18 protein-coding genes are annotated in these 18,449 nt (G+C 70.8%); 13 read left to right on the top strand and 5 right to left on the bottom strand.

Annotated features, from left to right (window positions below; genetic code table 11):
* Nucleotides 1-153 precede the first annotated feature (153 nt).
* From QM568_RS14025 to QM568_RS14000, 6 genes are all read left to right on the top strand, one after another.
* Entirely contained in the window at nt 154-1,314 is a 1,161-nt protein-coding gene (locus tag QM568_RS14025; RefSeq protein ID WP_415139797.1) for a Gfo/Idh/MocA family protein, read from the top strand.
* The gene (locus QM568_RS14020; RefSeq protein WP_415139796.1) at nt 1,314-2,474 is read left to right on the top strand and encodes a dihydrodipicolinate synthase family protein; all 1,161 of its coding nucleotides are present in this window, start codon (nt 1,314-1,316) and stop codon (nt 2,472-2,474) included. The genes QM568_RS14025 and QM568_RS14020 overlap by 1 nt, the downstream gene beginning before the upstream one ends.
* On the top strand, nt 2,471-3,337 hold the full coding sequence (locus tag QM568_RS14015) for a sugar phosphate isomerase/epimerase family protein (protein ID WP_415139795.1): 867 nt from the start codon (nt 2,471-2,473) through the stop codon (nt 3,335-3,337). Before QM568_RS14020 ends, QM568_RS14015 begins: the two co-directional genes overlap by 4 nt.
* Nucleotides 3,338-3,489: 152 nt before the next feature.
* Nucleotides 3,490-4,281, top strand: a complete 792-nt coding sequence (locus QM568_RS14010; protein ID WP_415139794.1) for a sugar phosphate isomerase/epimerase family protein — start codon at nt 3,490-3,492, stop codon at nt 4,279-4,281.
* The gene (locus QM568_RS14005) at nt 4,278-5,330 is read left to right on the top strand and encodes a LacI family DNA-binding transcriptional regulator (protein WP_415139793.1); all 1,053 of its coding nucleotides are present in this window, start codon (nt 4,278-4,280) and stop codon (nt 5,328-5,330) included. Before QM568_RS14010 ends, QM568_RS14005 begins: the two co-directional genes overlap by 4 nt.
* On the top strand, nt 5,327-6,460 hold the full coding sequence (locus QM568_RS14000) for a glycerate kinase (protein ID WP_415139792.1): 1,134 nt from the start codon (nt 5,327-5,329) through the stop codon (nt 6,458-6,460). Before QM568_RS14005 ends, QM568_RS14000 begins: the two co-directional genes overlap by 4 nt.
* An 18-nt stretch (nt 6,461-6,478) precedes the next feature.
* Here QM568_RS14000 and QM568_RS13995 read toward each other — a convergent pair whose 3' ends face one another.
* Complete coding sequence (locus QM568_RS13995; protein WP_415139791.1) at nt 6,479-7,216, bottom strand: AraC family transcriptional regulator; 738 nt, start codon at nt 7,214-7,216, stop codon at nt 6,479-6,481.
* A 58-nt stretch (nt 7,217-7,274) separates the two neighbouring features.
* On the opposite strand from QM568_RS13995, the gene QM568_RS13990 reads away from it, so the two are divergent.
* From QM568_RS13990 to QM568_RS13965, 6 genes are all read left to right on the top strand, one after another.
* Nucleotides 7,275-8,351: a FecCD family ABC transporter permease gene (locus tag QM568_RS13990; protein ID WP_415139790.1), complete on the top strand. Its 1,077-nt coding sequence runs from the start codon at nt 7,275-7,277 to the stop codon at nt 8,349-8,351.
* Nucleotides 8,348-9,373: a FecCD family ABC transporter permease gene (locus QM568_RS13985; RefSeq protein WP_415139789.1), complete on the top strand. Its 1,026-nt coding sequence runs from the start codon at nt 8,348-8,350 to the stop codon at nt 9,371-9,373. The genes QM568_RS13990 and QM568_RS13985 overlap by 4 nt, the downstream gene beginning before the upstream one ends.
* 61 nt (nt 9,374-9,434) lie before the next feature.
* Nucleotides 9,435-10,427, top strand: coding sequence for an ABC transporter substrate-binding protein (locus tag QM568_RS13980; RefSeq protein ID WP_415139788.1), 993 nt, complete (start codon nt 9,435-9,437; stop codon nt 10,425-10,427).
* 12 nt (nt 10,428-10,439) lie between these two features.
* A complete protein-coding gene (locus QM568_RS13975; RefSeq protein WP_415139787.1) occupies nt 10,440-12,278 on the top strand; it encodes a siderophore-interacting protein in 1,839 nt (612 codons plus the stop codon).
* A 31-nt stretch (nt 12,279-12,309) separates the two neighbouring features.
* Nucleotides 12,310-12,573 carry a hypothetical protein gene (locus QM568_RS13970; protein ID WP_415139786.1) on the top strand — a complete coding sequence of 88 codons (264 nt, stop codon included), beginning with the start codon at nt 12,310-12,312 and terminating at the stop codon, nt 12,571-12,573.
* Complete coding sequence (locus tag QM568_RS13965) at nt 12,570-12,950, top strand: type II toxin-antitoxin system VapC family toxin (protein WP_415139785.1); 381 nt, start codon at nt 12,570-12,572, stop codon at nt 12,948-12,950. The genes QM568_RS13970 and QM568_RS13965 overlap by 4 nt, the downstream gene beginning before the upstream one ends.
* 76 nt (nt 12,951-13,026) lie before the next feature.
* Here the strand turns inward: QM568_RS13965 and pgm are convergent, their stop codons facing one another.
* Nucleotides 13,027-14,673, bottom strand: a complete 1,647-nt coding sequence (gene pgm, locus QM568_RS13960) for a phosphoglucomutase (alpha-D-glucose-1,6-bisphosphate-dependent) (protein ID WP_415139784.1) — start codon at nt 14,671-14,673, stop codon at nt 13,027-13,029.
* 100 nt (nt 14,674-14,773) lie between these two features.
* On the opposite strand from pgm, the gene pheA reads away from it, so the two are divergent.
* Nucleotides 14,774-15,724: a prephenate dehydratase gene (gene pheA, locus QM568_RS13955; protein ID WP_415139783.1), complete on the top strand. Its 951-nt coding sequence runs from the start codon at nt 14,774-14,776 to the stop codon at nt 15,722-15,724.
* A gap of 20 nt (nt 15,725-15,744) precedes the next feature.
* On the opposite strand, the gene QM568_RS13950 is transcribed toward pheA, so the two are convergent.
* The 3 genes from QM568_RS13950 to QM568_RS13940 form a co-directional block, all read right to left on the bottom strand.
* Nucleotides 15,745-15,954 (bottom strand): methyltransferase, encoded by a 210-nt coding sequence (locus tag QM568_RS13950; protein ID WP_415139782.1) that lies wholly within the window; start codon nt 15,952-15,954, stop codon nt 15,745-15,747.
* Between the two features lie 123 nt (nt 15,955-16,077).
* Nucleotides 16,078-17,121 (bottom strand): LLM class flavin-dependent oxidoreductase, encoded by a 1,044-nt coding sequence (locus QM568_RS13945; RefSeq protein ID WP_415139781.1) that lies wholly within the window; start codon nt 17,119-17,121, stop codon nt 16,078-16,080.
* Nucleotides 17,122-17,300: 179 nt separating this feature from the next.
* Nucleotides 17,301-18,221 (bottom strand): endonuclease domain-containing protein, encoded by a 921-nt coding sequence (locus QM568_RS13940; RefSeq protein WP_415139780.1) that lies wholly within the window; start codon nt 18,219-18,221, stop codon nt 17,301-17,303.
* Nucleotides 18,222-18,449: the final 228 nt, after the last annotated feature.

The following is an 18,449-nucleotide window of genomic DNA, read 5'->3' as shown; positions in this document are numbered from 1 at the left end:
TACCCCGGGGCCGGGGCGGGTGTCGGGGCCGGGGCGGATGCTGCGGCCCGGCCGGTTGCGCGGACGAGACTTCCGTGGCACACTATGGGAAAGCGTTTACCCACAGTGCGGGCGACGCCCATCCGAGACGACTTCCCAGAGAAACGGACACCAATGTCACAGGCGACGACCCGCGAGATCGGGATCATCATGAACGGCGTCTCCGGACGCATGGGCTACCGTCAGCACCTCGTGCGCTCGATCCTCGCGATCCGCGATGCGGGCGGCATCGAGCTGGCCGACGGCAGCCGCATCACCGTGAAGCCGCTGCTCGTCGGCCGCAGCGAGGCCAAGCTCGCCGAGCTCGCGGCCCTGCACGGCATCGAGGACTACACGACCGATCTCGACGCCGCCCTCGCGGACCCGCAGTGGGAGATCTACGCCGACTTCCTCGTCACCAAGGCCCGCGCCTCCGCCATCCGCAAGGCGATCGCCGCCGGCAAGGCGATCTACACCGAGAAGCCCACCGCCGAGTCCCTCGAAGAGGCGCTCGAGCTCGCCCGCCTCGCGAAGGACGCCGGCGTCAAGACCGGCGTCGTGCACGACAAGCTGTACCTGCCTGGGCTGCAGAAGCTCAAGCGCCTCATCGACTCGGGCTTCTTCGGCCGCATCCTCTCCGTCCGCGGCGAGTTCGGCTACTGGGTGTTCGAGGGTGACTGGCAGAAGGCGCAGCGCCCGAGCTGGAACTACCGCACCGAAGACGGCGGCGGCATCATCTCCGACATGTTCCCGCACTGGAACTACGTGCTCGAGAACCTGTTCGGCGAGGTCGAGAGCGTGTACGCGCAGGCCGCCGTGCACATCGCCGACCGCTGGGACGAGAAGGGCGAGCACTACACCGCGACCGCCGAGGACGCCGCCTACGGCATCTTCGAGATCGCCGGCGGCATCATCGCCGAGATCAACTCCTCGTGGACGGTGCGCGTGAACCGTGACGAGCTCGTCGAGTTCCAGGTCGACGGCACCCACGGCTCCGCCGTCGTCGGTCTGTTTGGCGCGAAGATCCAGCCGCGCAATGCCACGCCGAAGCCGGTGTGGAACCCCGACCTCGAAGACACGCACGACTACGACGCCGACTGGCAGAAGGTCCCGACGAACGACGTCTTCCTCAACGGCTTCCGTCAGCAGTGGGAGGAGTACCTCGTCTCCTACGTCGAGGGCACCGAGTACCCCTTCGACCTGCTCGCGGGTGCCCGAGGCGTGCAGTTCGCCGAGGCCGGTCTCGCTTCCAGCGCCGAGGGCCGCAAGGTCGCGATCGAGAAGCTGTCGCTCTGATGAGCACGTTGCGTCTTCTCGCCTCCGACGGCACGGTGTCGGAGGCCGCGCTCAACGACTCCGGAGGCTACGCACGTCCGACATCCGCGCTGCGGAGCCGCGTCGCCTACGCGGCTGCGCACGTCGTGCCGAAGGTGCACGCCGACAACACCCCGGGGCAGCCGGCGGACATCGACTGGGACGCGACCCTCGCCTTCCGACGCAACGTGTACTCCTGGGGGCTCGGTGTCGCCGACGCCATGGACACCGCGCAGCGGAACATGGGCCTGGATGCCGCAGCCACCCGTGAGCTCATCGCGCGCAGCGCCGAGGTCGCCCGCGAGGCGGGCGGCGCGGTCGTGGTCGGGGTGAACACCGATCACGTCGAGGAGACGCACATCTCGCTCGGCCAGGTCGTGGATGCCTACAAGGAGCAGTTGCACTTCACCGAGGAGCAGGGTGCGGGGCCGGTACTGATGGCCTCCCGCCACCTCGCCAGGGCCGCATCGAGTGCCGACGACTACCGCCGGGTCTACCGCGAGGTGCTCGATAGCGCCACCGTGCCGGTCGTGCTGCACTGGCTGGGCACGGCGTTCGACCCGGAGCTGCAGGGCTACTTCGGTGCCGACGACTGGCAGACCGCCTCCGGCGTGCTGCTCGACATCATCCGCGAGAACCCCGGCAAGGTCGCTGGCGTCAAGATGAGCCTGCTGAACGCCGAGTCGGAGATCTCGGTGCGTGCGCAGCTGCCAGAGGGCGTTCGGATGTTCACCGGAGACGACTTCAACTACGTCGGCCTGATCGGCGATTCCGAGCAGGGGCATTCGGATGCTCTGCTCGGCGCCTTCGCCGCAATCACGCCCGTGGCCTCGGCTGCCATCCAGGCGCTGGACGCCGGCGACCCCGCGCGTTACCTGGAGATCCTCGGGCCGACCGAGGAGCTCAGCCGGCAGGTGTTCGCAGCTCCCACCTTCTACTACAAGACCGGCGTCGCGTTCCTGTCTTGGCTGAACGGCCACCAGCGCGCGTTCCAGATGGTCGGCGGCCTGCACTCGGCGCGGAGCCTGCCGCACCTCAGCCGCATCGTCGAGCTCGCCAACGCCTCGCTCGCGCTGGAGAACCCGGAGCTCGCGCGTGAGCGCTGGCACGGCTTGCTTCGTCTGAACGGAGTGGACGCATGACCCGCCCCGACCCAAGGCTGTCGATCAACCAGGCGACCATCAAGTACGCCGACCTCGCCACGGCGCTGAAGGTCACCTCCGATGCAGGCATCCAGGCCATCGGCCTCTGGCGCGAGCCGGTGAACGAGGTCGGCCTCGACACGGCCGCGAAGATGCTCGCCGATTCCGGTCTGCGCTTCACCACGCACTGCCGCGGCGGGTTCTTCACGCTGCCCGACGGACCCGAGCGCCTCGCCGCGCTCGACGACAACCGCCGGGCGATCGAGGAGACCGCGACGCTGGCGGCCGCAGGAGCTGAGGGCTCGACCGCCGTGCTCGTGCTCGTCGCCGGAGGGCTGCCCGAGGGCTCGCGCGACCTCATCGGCTCGCGCGAGCGCGTGCGCGATGCGATCGGGGCCCTGGCTCCCGACGCCGAGGCCGCGGGGGTGACGCTCGCGATCGAGCCGCTGCATCCGATGTACGCCTCCGACCGCGCCGTCGTCTCGACTCTCGGCCAGGCTCTCGATATCGCCGCCGACTTCGCACCGGAGGTCGTCGGTGCCGCCGTCGACACCTTCCACATCTGGTGGGACCCGCAGGTGCTCGATCAGATCGCCCGCGCCGGCCGTGAGGGACGCATCGCGACCTACCAGGTGTGCGACTGGAAGACCCCGCTGGCCGCCGACGTGCTGCTGTCGCGGCACTACACCGGAGACGGCGTGATCGACTTCGGCTCGCTCACCGAGGCCGTGGTCCAGGCCGGATACGACCGCGACATCGAGGTCGAGATCTTCAACGCCGACATCTGGGCGGATGCTCCGGCGAACGTCGTCCGCCGCACGGCCGAGTCCTTCGGCGCCGCGGTCTCGCCGCACCTGCGCTGAGCCGGAGAACGGAACACCGGGGTACGGATGCACGGGCCGGGTACGGATGCACGGGCCGGACGGGGGATCCGTCGTGCATCCGTACCCGCCTCGTGCATCCGTACCCAGCCCGCATCGGCTCGGCACCGACCGGCCGCTGAGAGGATGAACCCATGACCGCGATCCGACCAGGGCTCTGCTCGGTGACCTTCCGTGCGCTCGCGCCGGAGGAGATCGTCGTGCTCGCAGCCAGCGCCGGGCTCGAGGCGATCGAGTGGGGCGGCGACGTGCACGTGCCGCCGGGCGACGCCGCGCGCGCGGCGCACGTGGCGCGCGCGACAGCGGATGCCGGGCTCGCCGTGGCCTCGTACGGCTCGTACTTCCGTGCAAGGCCCGACGAGGAGCTCACGCCGATCCTCGACAGCGCCCAAGCCCTCGGCGCTGATCGCGTGCGCATCTGGGCGGGGTCCGTCGACACGGCCGATGCGACCGAGGACGACTGGGGGCGAACCGTCGACCGGCTGCGGTCGGCGGCGGCAGAGGCGGGCGAGCGCGGCATCGGGCTCGCCCTTGAGTTCCACTCCAGGACGCTCGCCTCGACCGCCCCGGCGACCCTCCGACTGCTCGACGAGGTCGGCAGTGCGCACCTGAGCGCGTACTGGCAGCCGACGGTCGCGGCATCCGTCGACACGGCGCTCGATGAGTACCGCGCTCTCGCCGCGCACACGAGCGCTGCGCACGTGTTCTCGTGGTGGCCGACGTCCGAGCGTCTGCCGCTGCGCGCCCGCGACACCCTCTGGACGCGCTTCTTCGCCGAGGCGGCGACCGCCGAGCATCCGCCCCGCGACGCTCTGTTCGAGTTCGTCCCCGGCGACGACCCCGCCGTCCTCGCCGCCGCCCTGCGCGGCTATCTCGCTTCCGCCTCCGGGCAGCAGGACGCGGCGGAGGCTAGGCTCGGATCATGACCTCATCGGGAAGCACTTCCCGCGCGCGGCAGGTCCGCCTCTCCCGCAGCGCCGCGCCCACCCTGCACGACGTCGCACGGGAGGCCGGGGTGTCCCTGGCCACCGCGTCGCGCGTGCTCAACGGCTCAGAGCGCAAGGTCGCCGAGTCGTTCCGCGAACGCGTGGAGGCCGTCGCGAAGGAGCTCGGCTACACCGCCAACGTGTCCGCCCAGGCGACCGCTCGGGGCACGTCTCCGGTGATCGCCCTGCTCGTCGCCGACATCGCCGACCCGTATTTCGGACTGCTCGCCTCCGGCGTCGCCCGCGGAGCCGACGAGCACGGCCTCGTCGTCACCGTGGCCATCACCGAGCGCGACCCCGCGCGCGAGGCGCGCATCATCCGGGCGCTCCGAGGGCAGCGCCCTCAGGGGCTCATCCTCTCCGCATCGCGCACCGACGACAACGAGTCCGGCACCGCGAGCGAACTCGCCGAGTTCTCCCGTCTGGGCGGGCGCGTCGTCACCTTCGGCGCGGGCGCAGGAGAGCTGCGCCACGTCGAGATCGACAACCGCGGCGGTGCGCAGGAGCTCGGACGGCGCATGGCCGCACTCGGCTACCGCTCGGCGATCGCGATCGGCGCGGCGCCCGGCGTTCGCACATCCGATGACCGTCTCGCCGGCTTCCGCGCCGGCTTCGAGTCCGGCGGCGGCTCCGTCGACCGCGTGCTCCGAGGCGACTTCCGCCGCGAGTCGGGAGCGGAGAGCATGACGCGGGCCCTCGCCGATGGCGTCGAGTCGGGCACGCTCGTCTTCTGCATGAGCGATGTCATCGCGATCGGCGCGATGTCGGCGCTGCGCGAGGCCGGCCGGGAGATCGGCCAGGACGTCGCGGTGTGCGGGTTCGACGACGTCCCGGTCAGCAGCGACGTCACCCCGGCCCTCACCACGGTGCGCATCCCCCTGGCCGAGATCGGCTACCAGGCGTTCCGCGCGACGGTCGACGCCGACTGGACGCAGCCGGCGCTGGCGCTCGAGGTCGTCGTGCGCGCGAGCACCCCTGGGCTGTCATGACCAGGGTCGCGCTCGCCCCAGACAGCTTCAAGGGGACCATCACGGCGGCGGATGCTGCGGCGGCGCTCGCCGAGGGGTGGGTGTCGGTCGAACCGGGAGCCGAATTCGTGCACCGGCCGATGGCCGACGGCGGCGAGGGCACCGTGGCGGCGTTCGCGGCCGCAGTGCCCGGGGCGGAGCGCATGCCGATCACGGTCATCGGCCCCGCGGGGGCCCCGGTGCAGACCTCCTGGCTGCTGCTGCCGGCACAGGAGCAGACGCCGCAGGGCACCGCGGTGATCGACCTCGCCTCGACGAGCGGAATCGAGCTGCTCGACGAACTGCGTCCGTGGGATGCCGGCACCGCCGGTCTCGGTCAGGCCCTGGCCGCAGCCTGCGACCACGGGGTCTCCCGCATCGTCGTCGGCATCGGTTCGAGCGCCTCGACGGACGGAGGGATCGGGATGCTGTCGGCGCTGGGCGCGCGGTTCCTCGACGCCTCAGGGTCACCCGTCGTCCCCGGCGCCAGGGGGCTCGTCGACGTCGCCCGCGTCGATCTCGGCGGGCTGCGCACTGCGCCCGAGGTGCTCGTGCTCACCGACGTGACCAATCCGCTCACCGGTCCGCGGGGAGCGGCAGCCGTCTTCGGCCCGCAGAAGGGCCTGGTCTCCGCCGATGTCCCGGTGGTCGACGCCGGGCTCGCGCGATTGGCGGCGCTGCTCGAACTCGACCCCCAGGCCCCGGGATCCGGGGCCGCCGGCGGCACCGGAGCCGCCCTCGTGGCGTGGGGGGCGACGCTCGCCCCCGGTGCGGCCGAGGTCGCACAGCTGATCGATCTCGCCGAGGCGATCTCCGTTGCCGACATCGTGATCACCGGCGAAGGATCGTACGACGGGCAGTCCGCCGGCGGCAAGGTGCCCTCGTTCATCGCCGCGCTGGCCGCGGACTCGGATGCTTCGGCCCTGCTCGTCGCCGGTCGCATCACGGCGGATGCCGACACCTCGCCGTTCACGGCATCCGTCTCGCTCACCGATCTTGCGGGGTCGTCCGACTCCGCGCTCGCCGAGCCCGCGCGCTGGCTGCGCGAGGCCGGGGCGGTCCTCGCGCGTCGGGCTGTCGCGGTTGGCGACAGCAGGGCGGGCTCTGTCTGAGAACGGGTGCTGGCGCGCTCAACCGATGCGCGCGCGGTACTCCGAGGGCGTCTGACCGGTCCAGCGGCGGAACGCGAGTGTGTAGCCGTTGGGGCTGAATCCCATCGCGTGCGCGACGCCGGCGACCGTCTCCCCTGAGCGGAGCAGATCGATCGACAGCTCGAGGCGGAACAGCGTGGTCCACTCGGAGTAGGTCATCCCGGTCTCGGCGAGGAACGCACGGCGGATCGTCGCCACCGAGGCGTGCAGCCGCCCCGCCCATTCGGTGAGAGGAGGCACCGCGGCCGGAGCGCGCCGGAGGTGCTCCATGACCGGCCGGGTGAGCGGTCCCTGCGGCAGGCGCAGCGGATGCGGCAGCACCGGCGCCGTGTGCACCGCCTGGGCGATCCGCCTCTCGCGGTGCCGGTTGCGGGCGTCGTCGGTGTCCCTGGCCCAGGCGAGCAGCAGGGTGCGCAGCTCGGCGTCGACGGGCACGAGGCGGGGCTGCGGCGGCAATTGCGGGTCGTCGAGGATGACAGCCAGGGGCACGAGGTCGGGAGCGAACACGCCGGAGTGCAGGACGTGAGGCGGCACCCAGATGCCCGTGGCGGCGTCGAAGGGGCAGTCCCGGTCGTCGATGCGCAGCAGGCCAGAGCCGGTGATCGCGGTGACGAGCTGGCCGGTGGAGTGCAGGTGGGGCGGGTGGCCCCAGTGCTGGATGTCGTCGTCCTCGTCGAACGGGGACGCGGCGGGCTCGGCGACGGCTGAGCGCTCCATGGGACTCCTCGAACTCTGAGTGGGACGACGGGTATTTAGGCAAGCCTACGCTCAATATGTGCCCATCGCCCGAGCCGGAGCCCCGTCCGGTCCTGCCGCCGTGGATGACCGGCTGCACGTCCTCGTGCGCACGCGCGGCCGCCGCCGGCTGCTCGGGCTGCTCGCACTGCTCGCCCTCACGGTCGTCGGGCTGATCCTGTCGCTCGCGCTCGGTGCACGCGACATCGCGCCGGGGACGGTCGTCGACATCCTGCGCGGCGCGCGCCCTGCCGGCGACTACGAGAGCCTCGTCGTGCTCACCGAGAGGATGCCGCGCACCCTCCTGGCGCTGCTGGTCGGTGCGTGCCTTGGCACCTCCGGGGTGGTCATGCAGGCGATCACCCGCAACCCGCTCGCCGACCCCGGCATCCTCGGCGTCGAGCTCGGTGCGGCCTTCGCGGTGCTGATCGGCATCCTGTTCTTCGGTGTGCGCGGCGCGTCATCGTACTTCTGGTGGGCGCTGGTCGGAGCGGCGGTCACCGCGTGCATCGTCCTCGCGATCTCCCGCCTGGCGGCTCTCGCGACCAGTTCGGCGATCAGCCTCGTCATCGCCGGGGCCGCCATGTCGGCGATCCTCGGGTCGCTGATCACCCTGCTCATCGTGCGCGACACCGCGGTGTACGCGCACTACAACTACTGGTCGGTGGGACAGCTGAACGGCAGGGCCGGCGTGATCGACGAGATCTGGCCCTTCGCCGTGATCGGCCTCATGCTGGCGCTGCCGCTGGGTCGCAGTCTGAACGCCCTCGCCCTCGGGGAGGAGGTCGCCGAGAGCCTCGGGGTCGCCGTGGGCAGAACGCAGCTGTATTCGGCATCCGTCGCCGTCCTGTTGTGCGCCGTCGCGACCGCCGCCGTCGGACCCGTCGCTTTCGTCGGTCTTCTCGGAGCGCACACGGCGCGGCTCCTCGTCGGAGGAGACCACCGGTGGCTGCTGCCGTACGGGATGCTGTGCGGCGCCGTCCTGCTGCTCGTCGCCGACGTCGCCTGCCGACTCGTTCCTGGCAACGGAGAGCTTCAGGTCGCGATAGCGACCGCCGTGATCGGTGCGCCCGTCTTCGTGGCCCTCGCCCGGGGGCGACGGGTGGTGCCGGTATGACCGATCTCCTCGTGGCGGCTCTCGGCCGCACCCGCCGCCGCGAGCGTCGAAGGATTCTGGTCGTGTGCCTCGCCCTGGTGCTCGCCCTCGTCATTCTCGCCACCTGCGAGATCCTCATCGCCGGATCCGTCGACATCCCGCTCGATGAGCTGCTGCCGGCGGCGATCGGACTCGGTGACGGGCTCGCCGCCTTCGTCGTCTTCGAGTCCAGGGTGCCTCGGGCGCTCGTCGCTGTGCTCTCCGGCGCGCTCTTCGGCGTCGCCGGCCACCTGTACCAGCGTCTCGTCGGCAATGTGCTGGCCACACCCGACATCCTCGGCATCTCAGCCGGGGCGTCGGCTGCGGCCACCGCCGTGATCACGCTGGGGGTGTCCGGGATCGGCGTGCAGGTCAGCTCCGTGCTCGGTGCGCTCGGCGTCGCCATGCTCGTGTTCGTGCTCAGTTGGCGCGGGGGCGTCAGCACCTACCGACTCGTGCTCGTCGGCATCGGCATCGGTGCCGGTGCGAGCGCGGTGACGACCTACCTGGTGACCCGTGCCGACGAGATGAGCGTCGAGCGCGCGCTGCGCTGGATGATCGGATCGCTGGGCGGCGCCGACTGGGCAGGCGTCCACGTGCTGCTGGCCGCGCTCGCCGCGGGCGGCGTGCTGCTTGCGGGCATGAGCCGCGGCATCCGCACCTTCGCGCTCGGCGACGACCTCGCCGCGGGCCTCGGAACGCGGGTGCCGCGCCTGCGCCTCGGCGCCCTGCTGCTCGGCGCGGGCCTTGCGGCGCTTGCGACGAGCGTCACCGGACCCATCGGGTTCGTGTCGCTGGTGTCGGGGCCGCTGGCCACGCGTCTGGTCAAGAGCGCCGACTCGGCGCTCACCGCTGCCCTCGTCGGAGCGGTGATCGTTGCGGCATCCGATCTGATCGCCCAGACGGCGCCCTTCATCTCCCCGGTGCCGACCGGGAGCATCACCGCGGTGATCGGGGCTCCCGCCCTGATCTACCTGCTCGTCCGAGGACGGCGCACCGCGTGACCAGCGCATCACACACCACGCGAGGACGACACGCGTCCTCGCCGACTCACAGGAGACAACCATGAGAGCCATCCCTCGTCTGACCGCGTCCGCCGCTGTCGCGGCCGCCTTCGTCGCCGCGCTGTCCGGCTGCACGGCATCCCCGGAGTCCGACACCGACACCGACGCGTCGACCGAGTGCGGGGTCTTCCCGTACGCGCTGGCGCACGCCTTCGGCGAAAGCGTCATCGACGAGAAGCCCGAGCGCGTCGCCGTCGTCACCGATGTGGACCTCGACATCGCCCTCGCCCTCGGCATCGAGCCGGTGATCTACCCCGCCTACGAGCTCGGCGCGTGGCAGGAGGAGGCGTTCGAGGAGCGCGGGATCGAGCTCGACAGCTACGACCCCGCCGATGGCATCGATTTCGAGGCCATCGCGGAAGCCGAACCCGATGCGATCCTCGCCACGAGCGGGTGGAGCCTCGATGAGGACTACGAGAAGCTGTCGGCCATCGCGCCGGTGATCGCGTACACCACCGAGGAGGGGCTGGACGCGATGACCTGGGCCGATCGCACCTCTGTCGCCGGCTGCGCGCTCGGCCTCGAGGACGAAGCGGATGCCGTGATCGCCGAGGTGCACGACGCGTTCGCCGAGGCCGCCGCCGCCAACCCGCAGTTCGCCGGCAAGACGATCGCCTACGCCGTGATCCACCCCGACCAGATCACGTACTCCTCCTACGAGGGCAGCGACGTGTCGTTCTTCACCGACCTCGGGTTCACGCTGCCCGAGATCGCCTCCGAGTTCACCGCCGACAACTCAGGACTCAGCAAGGAGAACGTCGACAAGCTCGAGGCCGACGTGCTCGTGATCGGCTACCCCTTCGGCGACGAGGGGCTGCTCACCCGCGACGAGCTCGAGTCCGATCCGCTGTTCCAGAGCCTCGAAGTCGTCAAGCGCGGTGCCTACGGCGTGATCGGCGACGACGTCGCCTCGCCGATCGCGTACCCGTCGCCGCTCGGACTGCCGTGGGCGCTCGAGCAGGTGCTGCCCGTGCTCGTTGACGCCACCGACTGAGCGGAGGGCATCGTGGCGCGCAGCATCCGCCCCTCCCGCATCGAGCCGATCACGCTCCGCGAGCTGTCGGTGATCGATGCGTTCGACATCTCCGCCAGCATGCGCCGGATCGTGCTCGGCGGGCGGCAGCTCGCCGGTTTCCGCACGGCGGAGCACGAGTTGCCGCCTCTTGTGACAGCTGGCTTCGACGACGAGATCAAGGTCTTCTTCCCCGATCCGCTCACCGGCGAGCTGCACCTGCCGATCCAGCGCGACCGGGTCATCGAATGGCCGCGCGATCCGCGCCCGGTGGCGCGCACCTACACCGTTCGTTCCTTCGACGAGGAGCAGGGCAGGCTCGAACTCGATTTCGTGCTGCACGGCACGGGTGTCGCGTCGACGTGGGCGCGCACCTGCGAGGTGGGCGACCGCATCCACATCGCCGGCCCCAAGATGTCGCTGCTGCACCCCGTCGGCGCCGACTGGCTGCTGATCGCGGGCGACGACACGGCGATCCCCGCGATCGCGCGCTGGATGGAGGAGCTGCCGAGGGATGCCACAGGAGAGGCGTTCATCGAGGTCTCGGGCCCCGGCGACGAGCAGACCCTCGACGCCCCGGAGGGGGTGTCGATCACCTGGGTGCACCGGGGACCTGTGCCGGCGGGGACGACCACGCATCTCGCGGATGCCGTGCGCCGGGTGCGCTGGCGCGAGGGCGAGCCGTTCGCGTGGGTGGCGGGGGAGACGCTGTCGATCAAACCGATCCGCCAGTGGCTGCGCGAGGAGCGGGGGCTGCCGCCCGAGCGCGTCGAGGTCACCGGGTACTGGCGCCGTACCGAGGTCGACGTGCTCGATGGCAGTGACGGGCTGCCCGATCCGGACAGCGAGGTCGACCTGATCGATCGCATGCACGAGCTGGTTGACCCGCTGCCTTCGCGTGCGATCAGGGTGGCGGCGACGCTCGGCATCGTCCCGTTGCTCAGGCGCGGGGCGGCCACCGCGGCGCAACTCGCGGCGGCGACGGGGGCGGATGCCGTCGGGCTGGGCAAGCTGCTGCGGTACCTGTCGACCATCGACGTGCTCGACGATCGCGGCGCCGACGGCTACGCGCTGACCCGCTTCGGTGCGGTGCTCGACGACGAGGAGGTGGCTTCGGAGCTCGACCTGCGGCACCCCGTCGGTGCTCTCGCGCGGGTGTTCGACGGGCTTCTGGATGCGGTCGAGACCGGCGCTCCGGTCGCGGAGCGCACGATCGGCGGAACCGTCGACCGGCTCGCCGACGCCTCTGCGCCGTTCGCGGCGGGTGTCGAGGAGGCTGCGGCCGACGAGCTGGAATGGCTGCGCCCCGCTTTCGCGCGCGAGTACTCCTTCGCGCCGGGGGAGCGCATCATCGCCGGGGGTGCGGGGGCCGCGGTGCTGCTCGCGGATGTGCTCGGCGCCGAGGACGCTCCGATCCTCGAGCTGATCGTTCGTCCCTCGCGTGCCGACGGCGCTCTGGACGCGCTGCCCGCGGCGGCCCGCCCCCGGGTGCGCGTGCACCACGGAGCTGTCCTCGACGAGTGGCCAGAGGCAGACACCGTCGTCCTCGGAGGGGCGCTCGCGGCCCTCCGGGACGCGGATGCCGTCGTCGCTCTGCAGCGCGCGCACGCGGCGACCCTGCCGGGCGGGCGGATGCTCGTCGTGGAGCACCTGCTCGTGCCGGAGGAGATCGACGACCACGACGCCGCGGAGGATCTGCAGCTGTTCTGCCTGCACGGCTCCGGCTTCCGCACGCGCGATGAGCTGCAGGGGCTCATCGCCGCAGCGGGCCTCGTCGTCGCCCGGGAGCGGACGATCGGCTGGGGGGAGCCGGTCTTCGAGGTCGCCGGGTGATGCACCGAATCCTTGGTGGTACACTCGGCGCATGCCCACAGCACGCCACCGCTATCAGGTCACCGAGACCGACGAGGTCGCCCGTGCACTCGATGCGGCGGAGCGTCGATGGCCTGGCGAGCCCCGCTCCCGGTTGCTGGTGCGTCTGATCACCGAGAACGGTCAGCGGATCGCTGAACTGAACGCCGAGGAGACTGCTCGCAAGCAAGCCGCGATAAGAGCCTTGGCCGGGAGCTTCTCCGGCATGTATCCGCCTGGCTATCTCGAAGAACTCCGCGCGGAGTGGCCCGAGTGATCGTTCTCGATGCGAGCGCGATGATCGCGATCCTGGACGATCGCGACGCGCATCATGCGACGGCGGTCGATGTCATGACCCGTGAGGCGCGGCAGATGTTCGTCTCCCATCGGCTCACGCTGAGCGAAGCTCTCGTGAGAAGCGTCAGTCGGGGACGCGGTGAAGAGGCGGCTGCTGCGCTCGCGGCTATGGGCGTCGAGCCCATCGACACCCTCGACGATCCGCTTGCTCTCGCCGAGGTGCGTCATCGTTCGCGGTTGCAAATGCCTGATGCGTGCGTGCTCTTCGCGGCCATCCGCGCCAGTGCGCAACTCGTCACCTTCGACGCGCGGCTGGCGGATGCCGCAGAGCGCTTCGGGGTGCGCGTCATCCGCTGACGATTTGTCCTTCGTCTCGTCGCTTCGTGGTTCCTGAGCGTGCGCAGCGAGGCGAAGGGGGCTCAGGAACCACTCGTCAGGCGCCGCCGAGTGCTGCGGAGACCACGGCGCGGGCTTCTTCCTGCACGGTTGCCAGGTGCTCGGGGCCGCGCAGGCTTTCGGCGTACAGCTTGTAGACGTCCTCCGTGCCGGACGGGCGTGCGGCGAACCAGGCATGCTCGGTCTGCACCTTGAGGCCGCCGATCGCCGCGCCGTTGCCCGGGGCGTGCGACAGCTTGGCCGTGATCGGCTCCCCGGCGAGAGCCTCGGCGGTGACGGCCTCGGGGGCGAGCTTCGACAGCGCCGTCTTCTGCTCGGGCGAGGCAGGTGCATCGACGCGCTGGTAGGCGGAGGCGCCGAACGCCTCCTCCAGCTCGCGGTAGCGCTCCGACGGCGACTTGCCCGTCACGGCGATGATCTCGGCCGCGAGCAGGCACAGGAGGATCCCGTCCTTGTCGGTCGACCACACCGAGCCGTCCTTGCGCAGGAACGAGGCGCCGGCGGACTCCTCGCCGCCGAAGGCGACGGATCCGTCGAGGAGGCCCGGCACGAACCACTTGAACCCGACGGGGACCTCGAGCAGACGGCGGCCGAGGGACCCGGCGACCCGGTCGATGATCATCGACGAGACCAGCGTCTTGCCGATCGCGGCGTCGCGCGGCCACTCGGCGCGGTGCGAGAAGAGGTAGTCGATCGCGACGGCGAGATAGTGGTTGGGGTTCATCAGTCCGGCATCCGGCGTCACGATGCCGTGACGGTCGGCATCCGCATCGTTGCCGGTGAGCACGTCGTAGTCGCCCTTCTTGGCGACGAGCGAGGCCATCGCCGACGGGGACGACGGATCCATGCGGATCTTCTCGTCCCAGTCGAGGGTCATGAAGCGCCAGGTCGGGTCGACCTCAGGGTTCACGACCGTCAGGTCGAGACCGTAGACCTCGGCGATCAACGCCCAGTACTCCACGGATGCTCCGCCCAACGGGTCGGCACCGATGCGCACACCGGCGGCGCGGATCGCGTCGATATCGATGATCGACGAGAGGTCACGCACATAGGAGTCGCGGAAGTCGTAGCTGCCGACGGCGTCTGCGTCGATATCGGCGTAGCGCACCCGCTTGACTCCTTCGAGTCCGTTCGCGATCAGTTCGTTCGCCCGGTCGGCGATCCAGCCTGTGGCATCGGTGTCGGCGGGGCCGCCGTGCGGCGGGTTGTACTTGAAACCGCCGTCGCGGGGCGGGTTGTGGCTCGGGGTGACGACGATGCCGTCTGCGCGGCCCGCGTCGTCGGCGGCGAGGGAGCGGTTGTAGGTGAGGATCGCGTGGCTGAGAGCCGGGGTCGGCACCCAGGAGTCGCGGGAGTCGACGCGCACGTCGACGCCGTTCGCGACGAGCACCTCGATGGCGCTGCGCTCGGCGGGAAGCGACAGCGCGTGCGTGTCGCGGCCGAGGAACAGCGGGCCGGCGATGCCTTGGCCGTTGCGGTAGTCGACGATCGCCTGGGTCGTCGCGAGGATGTGGTTCTCGTTGAAGCTGTTCGACAGCGACGAGCCGCGGTGACCGCTGGTGCCGAACACGACCCGCTCAGAGGGGGAGTCGGGATTCGGCTGGCGATCGTAGTAGGCGGCGATCAGCTCGTCGACGTCGATGAGGTCTGTGTCCTCCGCGGGGAGGCCGGCACGGCTCGTCATGCACACAGTCTGCCTCCTGTTGCGCTTGTGCGCACCTTTTCCTTCGCTTCGATTTCGAGTCCGCGGCGTCAGCTGGGGATGAGGTGCGCAGGAGGCTAAGGTGAAACGCGTGACCGAACGCCGCACGTACAGCTATCTGGGCCCCGCAGGCACCTTCACCGAAGCGGCGCTCGAGCAGGTCGCCGAGGCGCGCGGCCAGGACTGGCGTGCCGTGCACAATGTGGGCGAGGCGCTCGACGACGTGCTCTCCGGCCGCTCGCACGCGGCGATGATCGCGATCGAGAACTCGATCGAGGGCGGCGTCTCGACCACGCAGGACGCCCTGGCGACGCTGCCGGGGCTGCGCATCGTCGGGGAGTACCTCGTGCAGGTGAACTTCGTGCTCGTCGCGCCCCGCGGCACGCGGCTCTCGGACGTGCACGTGGTCGCCGCGCATCCGGTCGCCTATGCGCAGTGCCACGGCTGGCTGGGCGCTCATCTGCCGCGGCACTCGCATGTGCCCGCCGCATCGAACGTCGCCTCCGCCATCGGGGTGCTCGACGGGTCCTCGCCCGCCCAAGCCGCGATCGCGCCGCCGGGCATCGTCAAGCACTACGACGTCGACGTGCTCGCGGAGGACATCGGCGACAACAAGCAGGCGGTGACGCGGTTCGTGCTCGTCACGCGCACCGCGCGCTCGCCCGAACCGACCGGCGCCGACAAGACCTCGCTCATCGTCGAGCTGCCGCACGACCATCCCGGATCCCTGCTGGAGATGCTCGAGCAGTTCTCCACCCGCGGCATCAACCTCTCGCTCATCGAGTCACGGCCCATCGGCGACGAGCTGGGGCGCTACCGGTTCGTCATCGATGCCGACGGGCACGTCAACCATGAGCGGATGGCGGACGCCCTGCTCGGCATCCGCCGGTTCAGCCCGCGCGTGGTGTTCCTCGGGTCGTACCCGCGGGCCGATCGCCAGATCGTCCAGTACCCGGAGCGCTACGGCGACGAGGTCTTCGTCGAGGCGCGCGACTGGCTGCGTGGCATCCTCTCCGGCGAACCCGGGTCCTGAGCGCAGGGCCGTCTGCGCGCTCAGTGTTCGCGGAAGATCGGCCAGGAACTGCCCGGCGTCATGTGCGCGTGCAGCGCGCCCTTCGCGGAGGCCAGGCTCGGATACGTGCCCAGCGGAGCGTCGGAACCCGCCATCACCACGTTGTAGCCGTCGTCGTCGTGGCGGATGCTGCCGACGACTCCGTTCGTGCCGTATGCGACCCACAGTGCCAGGGTCTTCGTCGTGCTCATCATCGAACCCCTTCCGTTGCGCCGAGGCTACGCCCCCGTCCGACGAAAGACCAGGGGTTGACGAAGAGGATGTCGTGAGGCCGCCCGAAGAGGTCCAGGGCTGAACGGACCATCCGTGGGCGCTCAGATCGCTGCGGCGACGAGTTCGAGGGTCTGCACCCGCCCCGGTGAGGCGTCGCGCAGCTCCGACTCGGAGGAGCCGGCCACCGGCGAGAGCATGACCTCATCGACGCCATAGCGTTCGGCGAACGCGTTCAGCTCCGCGGCGACGGACTCGCCGGTGCCGACGAACCAGCGCGCGCGAGCATCCGCGATGACCTGATCGGTTGCGGCATCCGACTCCGCCGACGCTGCCTGTTCGACGGTCTCCAGCGGGGTCAGCGGCTTGTTCAGACGCAGCCGCGACATCATGCGCAGCTGCGGCAGGGCCCGCGCCTCGGCCTCCTCCTGCGTCGGGGCGGCAACCGCGTTCACCGTGAGGAAGGTGCGCGGCTCGGGGTGCTCCTCGCTCGGCCGGTACCCGCTGCGGTACAGGTCGAGCGCGCGCTCGAGCCCCTGGCCGGAGAAATGGTTCGCGAAGACGTAGGGCAGGCCCTGCGACGCGGCGAGCTGCGCCGAGTAGTCGCTCGATCCGAGCAGCCAGATCTCCGGCGCACCCGTTGCCGCCGGCGTCGCGCGCACCGTGTACTCGCCTCCAGAGGTGAAGCGCACGGTTGCGCCGTCGCCGCCGAAGAGGGCGCCGATGTCCTGCACATGCCGGGGGAACTGATCGACATCGCTCGTCGTGCCCGAGCCGCGCAGCAGCTGGGTGATCACCGGGTCGCTGCCCGGCGCGCGGCCGAGACCGAGGTCGATGCGCCCGGGGGCGATCGCTTCCAGGGCGGCGAACTGCTCGGCGACGATGAGCGGGGCGTGATTGGGGAGCATGACTCCCCCGGAACCCAGGCGGATGCTCGTGGTGCGCGTCGCCGCGGCCGCGATCAGCACCGGGGGAGCGGTGGAGGCGACGGCCGGCATGTTGTGGTGCTCGGCGAACCAGTACCGGCGGTAGCCCAGCCGGTCCGCCGTCTGGGCGAGGCGCAGGGAGGCGGTGATCGCCTCGGCGCTGGTCTGCCCGGTGCGCACCGGAACGAGGTCGAGGACGGAGAGAGCGGTGGAGGTCGTCATCACCTCTGGCAACCGCGCGGGAGGGCGGGGCATTCCCCGCCCTCCCGTTGCCGCGCCCTCCCGCGTCGATCCGGTTGTCGATCCGGCGCGGCGGTGGTCAATTTCGCACCCAGGACGCGCGTGGCGGGTGCCCCTTTGGCCACGCATGTGCGCGGGGGCGGGGGCGGGGGCGGGGGGGGTCATCGCGACGCGATGGCGCGGCGCACTCGCGCGATCAGGACGGTCCCGCCGTCACGCAGGTCGAGCTCGGTCAGGCGGATGACGATCCAGCCGAGGTCTTCCAACTCGCGCTGACGCTGGATGTCGCGTCGCCACTGCGCGGGGCTGCGCCGGTGCCCATCGCCCTCATACTCGATCGCGATCTTCAGGTGCGGATAGGCGAGGTCGACCCGGGCAACGAGCCTCCCCCGATCGAAGACAGGATGCTGCACGACAGGCTCCGACAGTCCGTTCGCTATCAGCAGCAGGCGGGTCTCTGTCTCTTTCGGTGACTCGACGTGCTCTCGCGCCCGTGCCAGCGCGGCACGCACCCTGGCGCACCCTGCGAATCGACCCCATTCGAGCAGCTTCTGCAGGATCATCTCGCGGGAGAAGACCGGTCGCCCTGTGGCGAGCCCTGGGTAGTTGTCGGCTGACGTCATCATCGCCTCGAGCAGCATCACCAACTGGTCGTCGCTGAGCTCCGTGCTGCACAAGAAGAGCGCCGAGAGGGGATCGATGACCGGCACTCCCTCGACCCACCAGCGGCGGAAGCGATCACGCGCGAGGCGGCGGCCCTTCACACCGCGCAGCCGGGGGCGCACAGCATCCGTCGGGACGACGATGTCGATGTCGTCGTCGAGTCGCCACGGCACAGGGTAGGGGTACCCCCAGATGTGCAGCGCTGTGCGACCGCTGACGCTCTGTTCAGGGCGCAAGCGCGCTACCAGGCTCTGAACCCTCTCGCGCGGTGTTGTCGGTGCGCACTGCGAGCGCACGGCATGAAAGGGGCGTGCGAGATCGGCGGCGTTCAGCCGACTGCGATGGATGCCGACCGCGGCGGCATCCCGCACGGTGAAACTGGTGCCGAGCGCGGGAGGAAGAGGGATTCGGTGCCGCATCGCTCCATGCTGGGTGCTGTGCGTGCTTCGCCGTGGCCGGATATGCGTGTTCTCCCGCGTTCTGTGGACAACTCACTGTGTGGATAACTGCTGCCCGCCGGGTGCGCGCCAGGTGCCCGCCGGGTGCGCGGTCGGTGGGTGGGGAAAAAACCCCCCCCGCCCCCCCCCCGGGGGGCGGTGTTTTACCCCCCCCCCCCCCCCACCCCCCCGGCCCCACGGGCCCCCCCC

It is taken from the genome of Microbacterium sp., from assembly GCF_047607465.1.
In the GTDB taxonomy this organism is placed as follows: domain Bacteria; phylum Actinomycetota; class Actinomycetes; order Actinomycetales; family Microbacteriaceae; genus Microbacterium.
This window is presented reverse-complemented; position numbering and strand designations above follow the sequence as displayed.

What these genes read in the sequence shown, in the direction of transcription:
- QM568_RS14025 (WP_415139797.1), top strand. Translation starts at nt 154, where the DNA reads ATGTCACAGGCGACGACCCGCGAGATCGGGATCATCATGAACGGCGTC.
- QM568_RS14020 (WP_415139796.1), top strand. Translation starts at nt 1,314, where the DNA reads ATGAGCACGTTGCGTCTTCTCGCCTCCGACGGCACGGTGTCGGAGGCC.
- QM568_RS14015 (WP_415139795.1), top strand. Translation starts at nt 2,471, where the DNA reads ATGACCCGCCCCGACCCAAGGCTGTCGATCAACCAGGCGACCATCAAG.
- QM568_RS14010 (WP_415139794.1), top strand. Translation starts at nt 3,490, where the DNA reads ATGACCGCGATCCGACCAGGGCTCTGCTCGGTGACCTTCCGTGCGCTC.
- QM568_RS14005 (WP_415139793.1), top strand. Translation starts at nt 4,278, where the DNA reads ATGACCTCATCGGGAAGCACTTCCCGCGCGCGGCAGGTCCGCCTCTCC.
- QM568_RS14000 (WP_415139792.1), top strand. Translation starts at nt 5,327, where the DNA reads ATGACCAGGGTCGCGCTCGCCCCAGACAGCTTCAAGGGGACCATCACG.
- QM568_RS13995 (WP_415139791.1), bottom strand. Translation starts at nt 7,216, where the DNA reads ATGGAGCGCTCAGCCGTCGCCGAGCCCGCCGCGTCCCCGTTCGACGAG.
- QM568_RS13985 (WP_415139789.1), top strand. Translation starts at nt 8,348, where the DNA reads ATGACCGATCTCCTCGTGGCGGCTCTCGGCCGCACCCGCCGCCGCGAG.
- QM568_RS13980 (WP_415139788.1), top strand. Translation starts at nt 9,435, where the DNA reads ATGAGAGCCATCCCTCGTCTGACCGCGTCCGCCGCTGTCGCGGCCGCC.
- QM568_RS13970 (WP_415139786.1), top strand. Translation starts at nt 12,310, where the DNA reads ATGCCCACAGCACGCCACCGCTATCAGGTCACCGAGACCGACGAGGTC.
- pgm (WP_415139784.1), bottom strand. Translation starts at nt 14,673, where the DNA reads ATGACGAGCCGTGCCGGCCTCCCCGCGGAGGACACAGACCTCATCGAC.
- QM568_RS13950 (WP_415139782.1), bottom strand. Translation starts at nt 15,954, where the DNA reads ATGAGCACGACGAAGACCCTGGCACTGTGGGTCGCATACGGCACGAAC.
- QM568_RS13945 (WP_415139781.1), bottom strand. Translation starts at nt 17,121, where the DNA reads ATGACGACCTCCACCGCTCTCTCCGTCCTCGACCTCGTTCCGGTGCGC.
- QM568_RS13940 (WP_415139780.1), bottom strand. Translation starts at nt 18,221, where the DNA reads ATGCGGCACCGAATCCCTCTTCCTCCCGCGCTCGGCACCAGTTTCACC.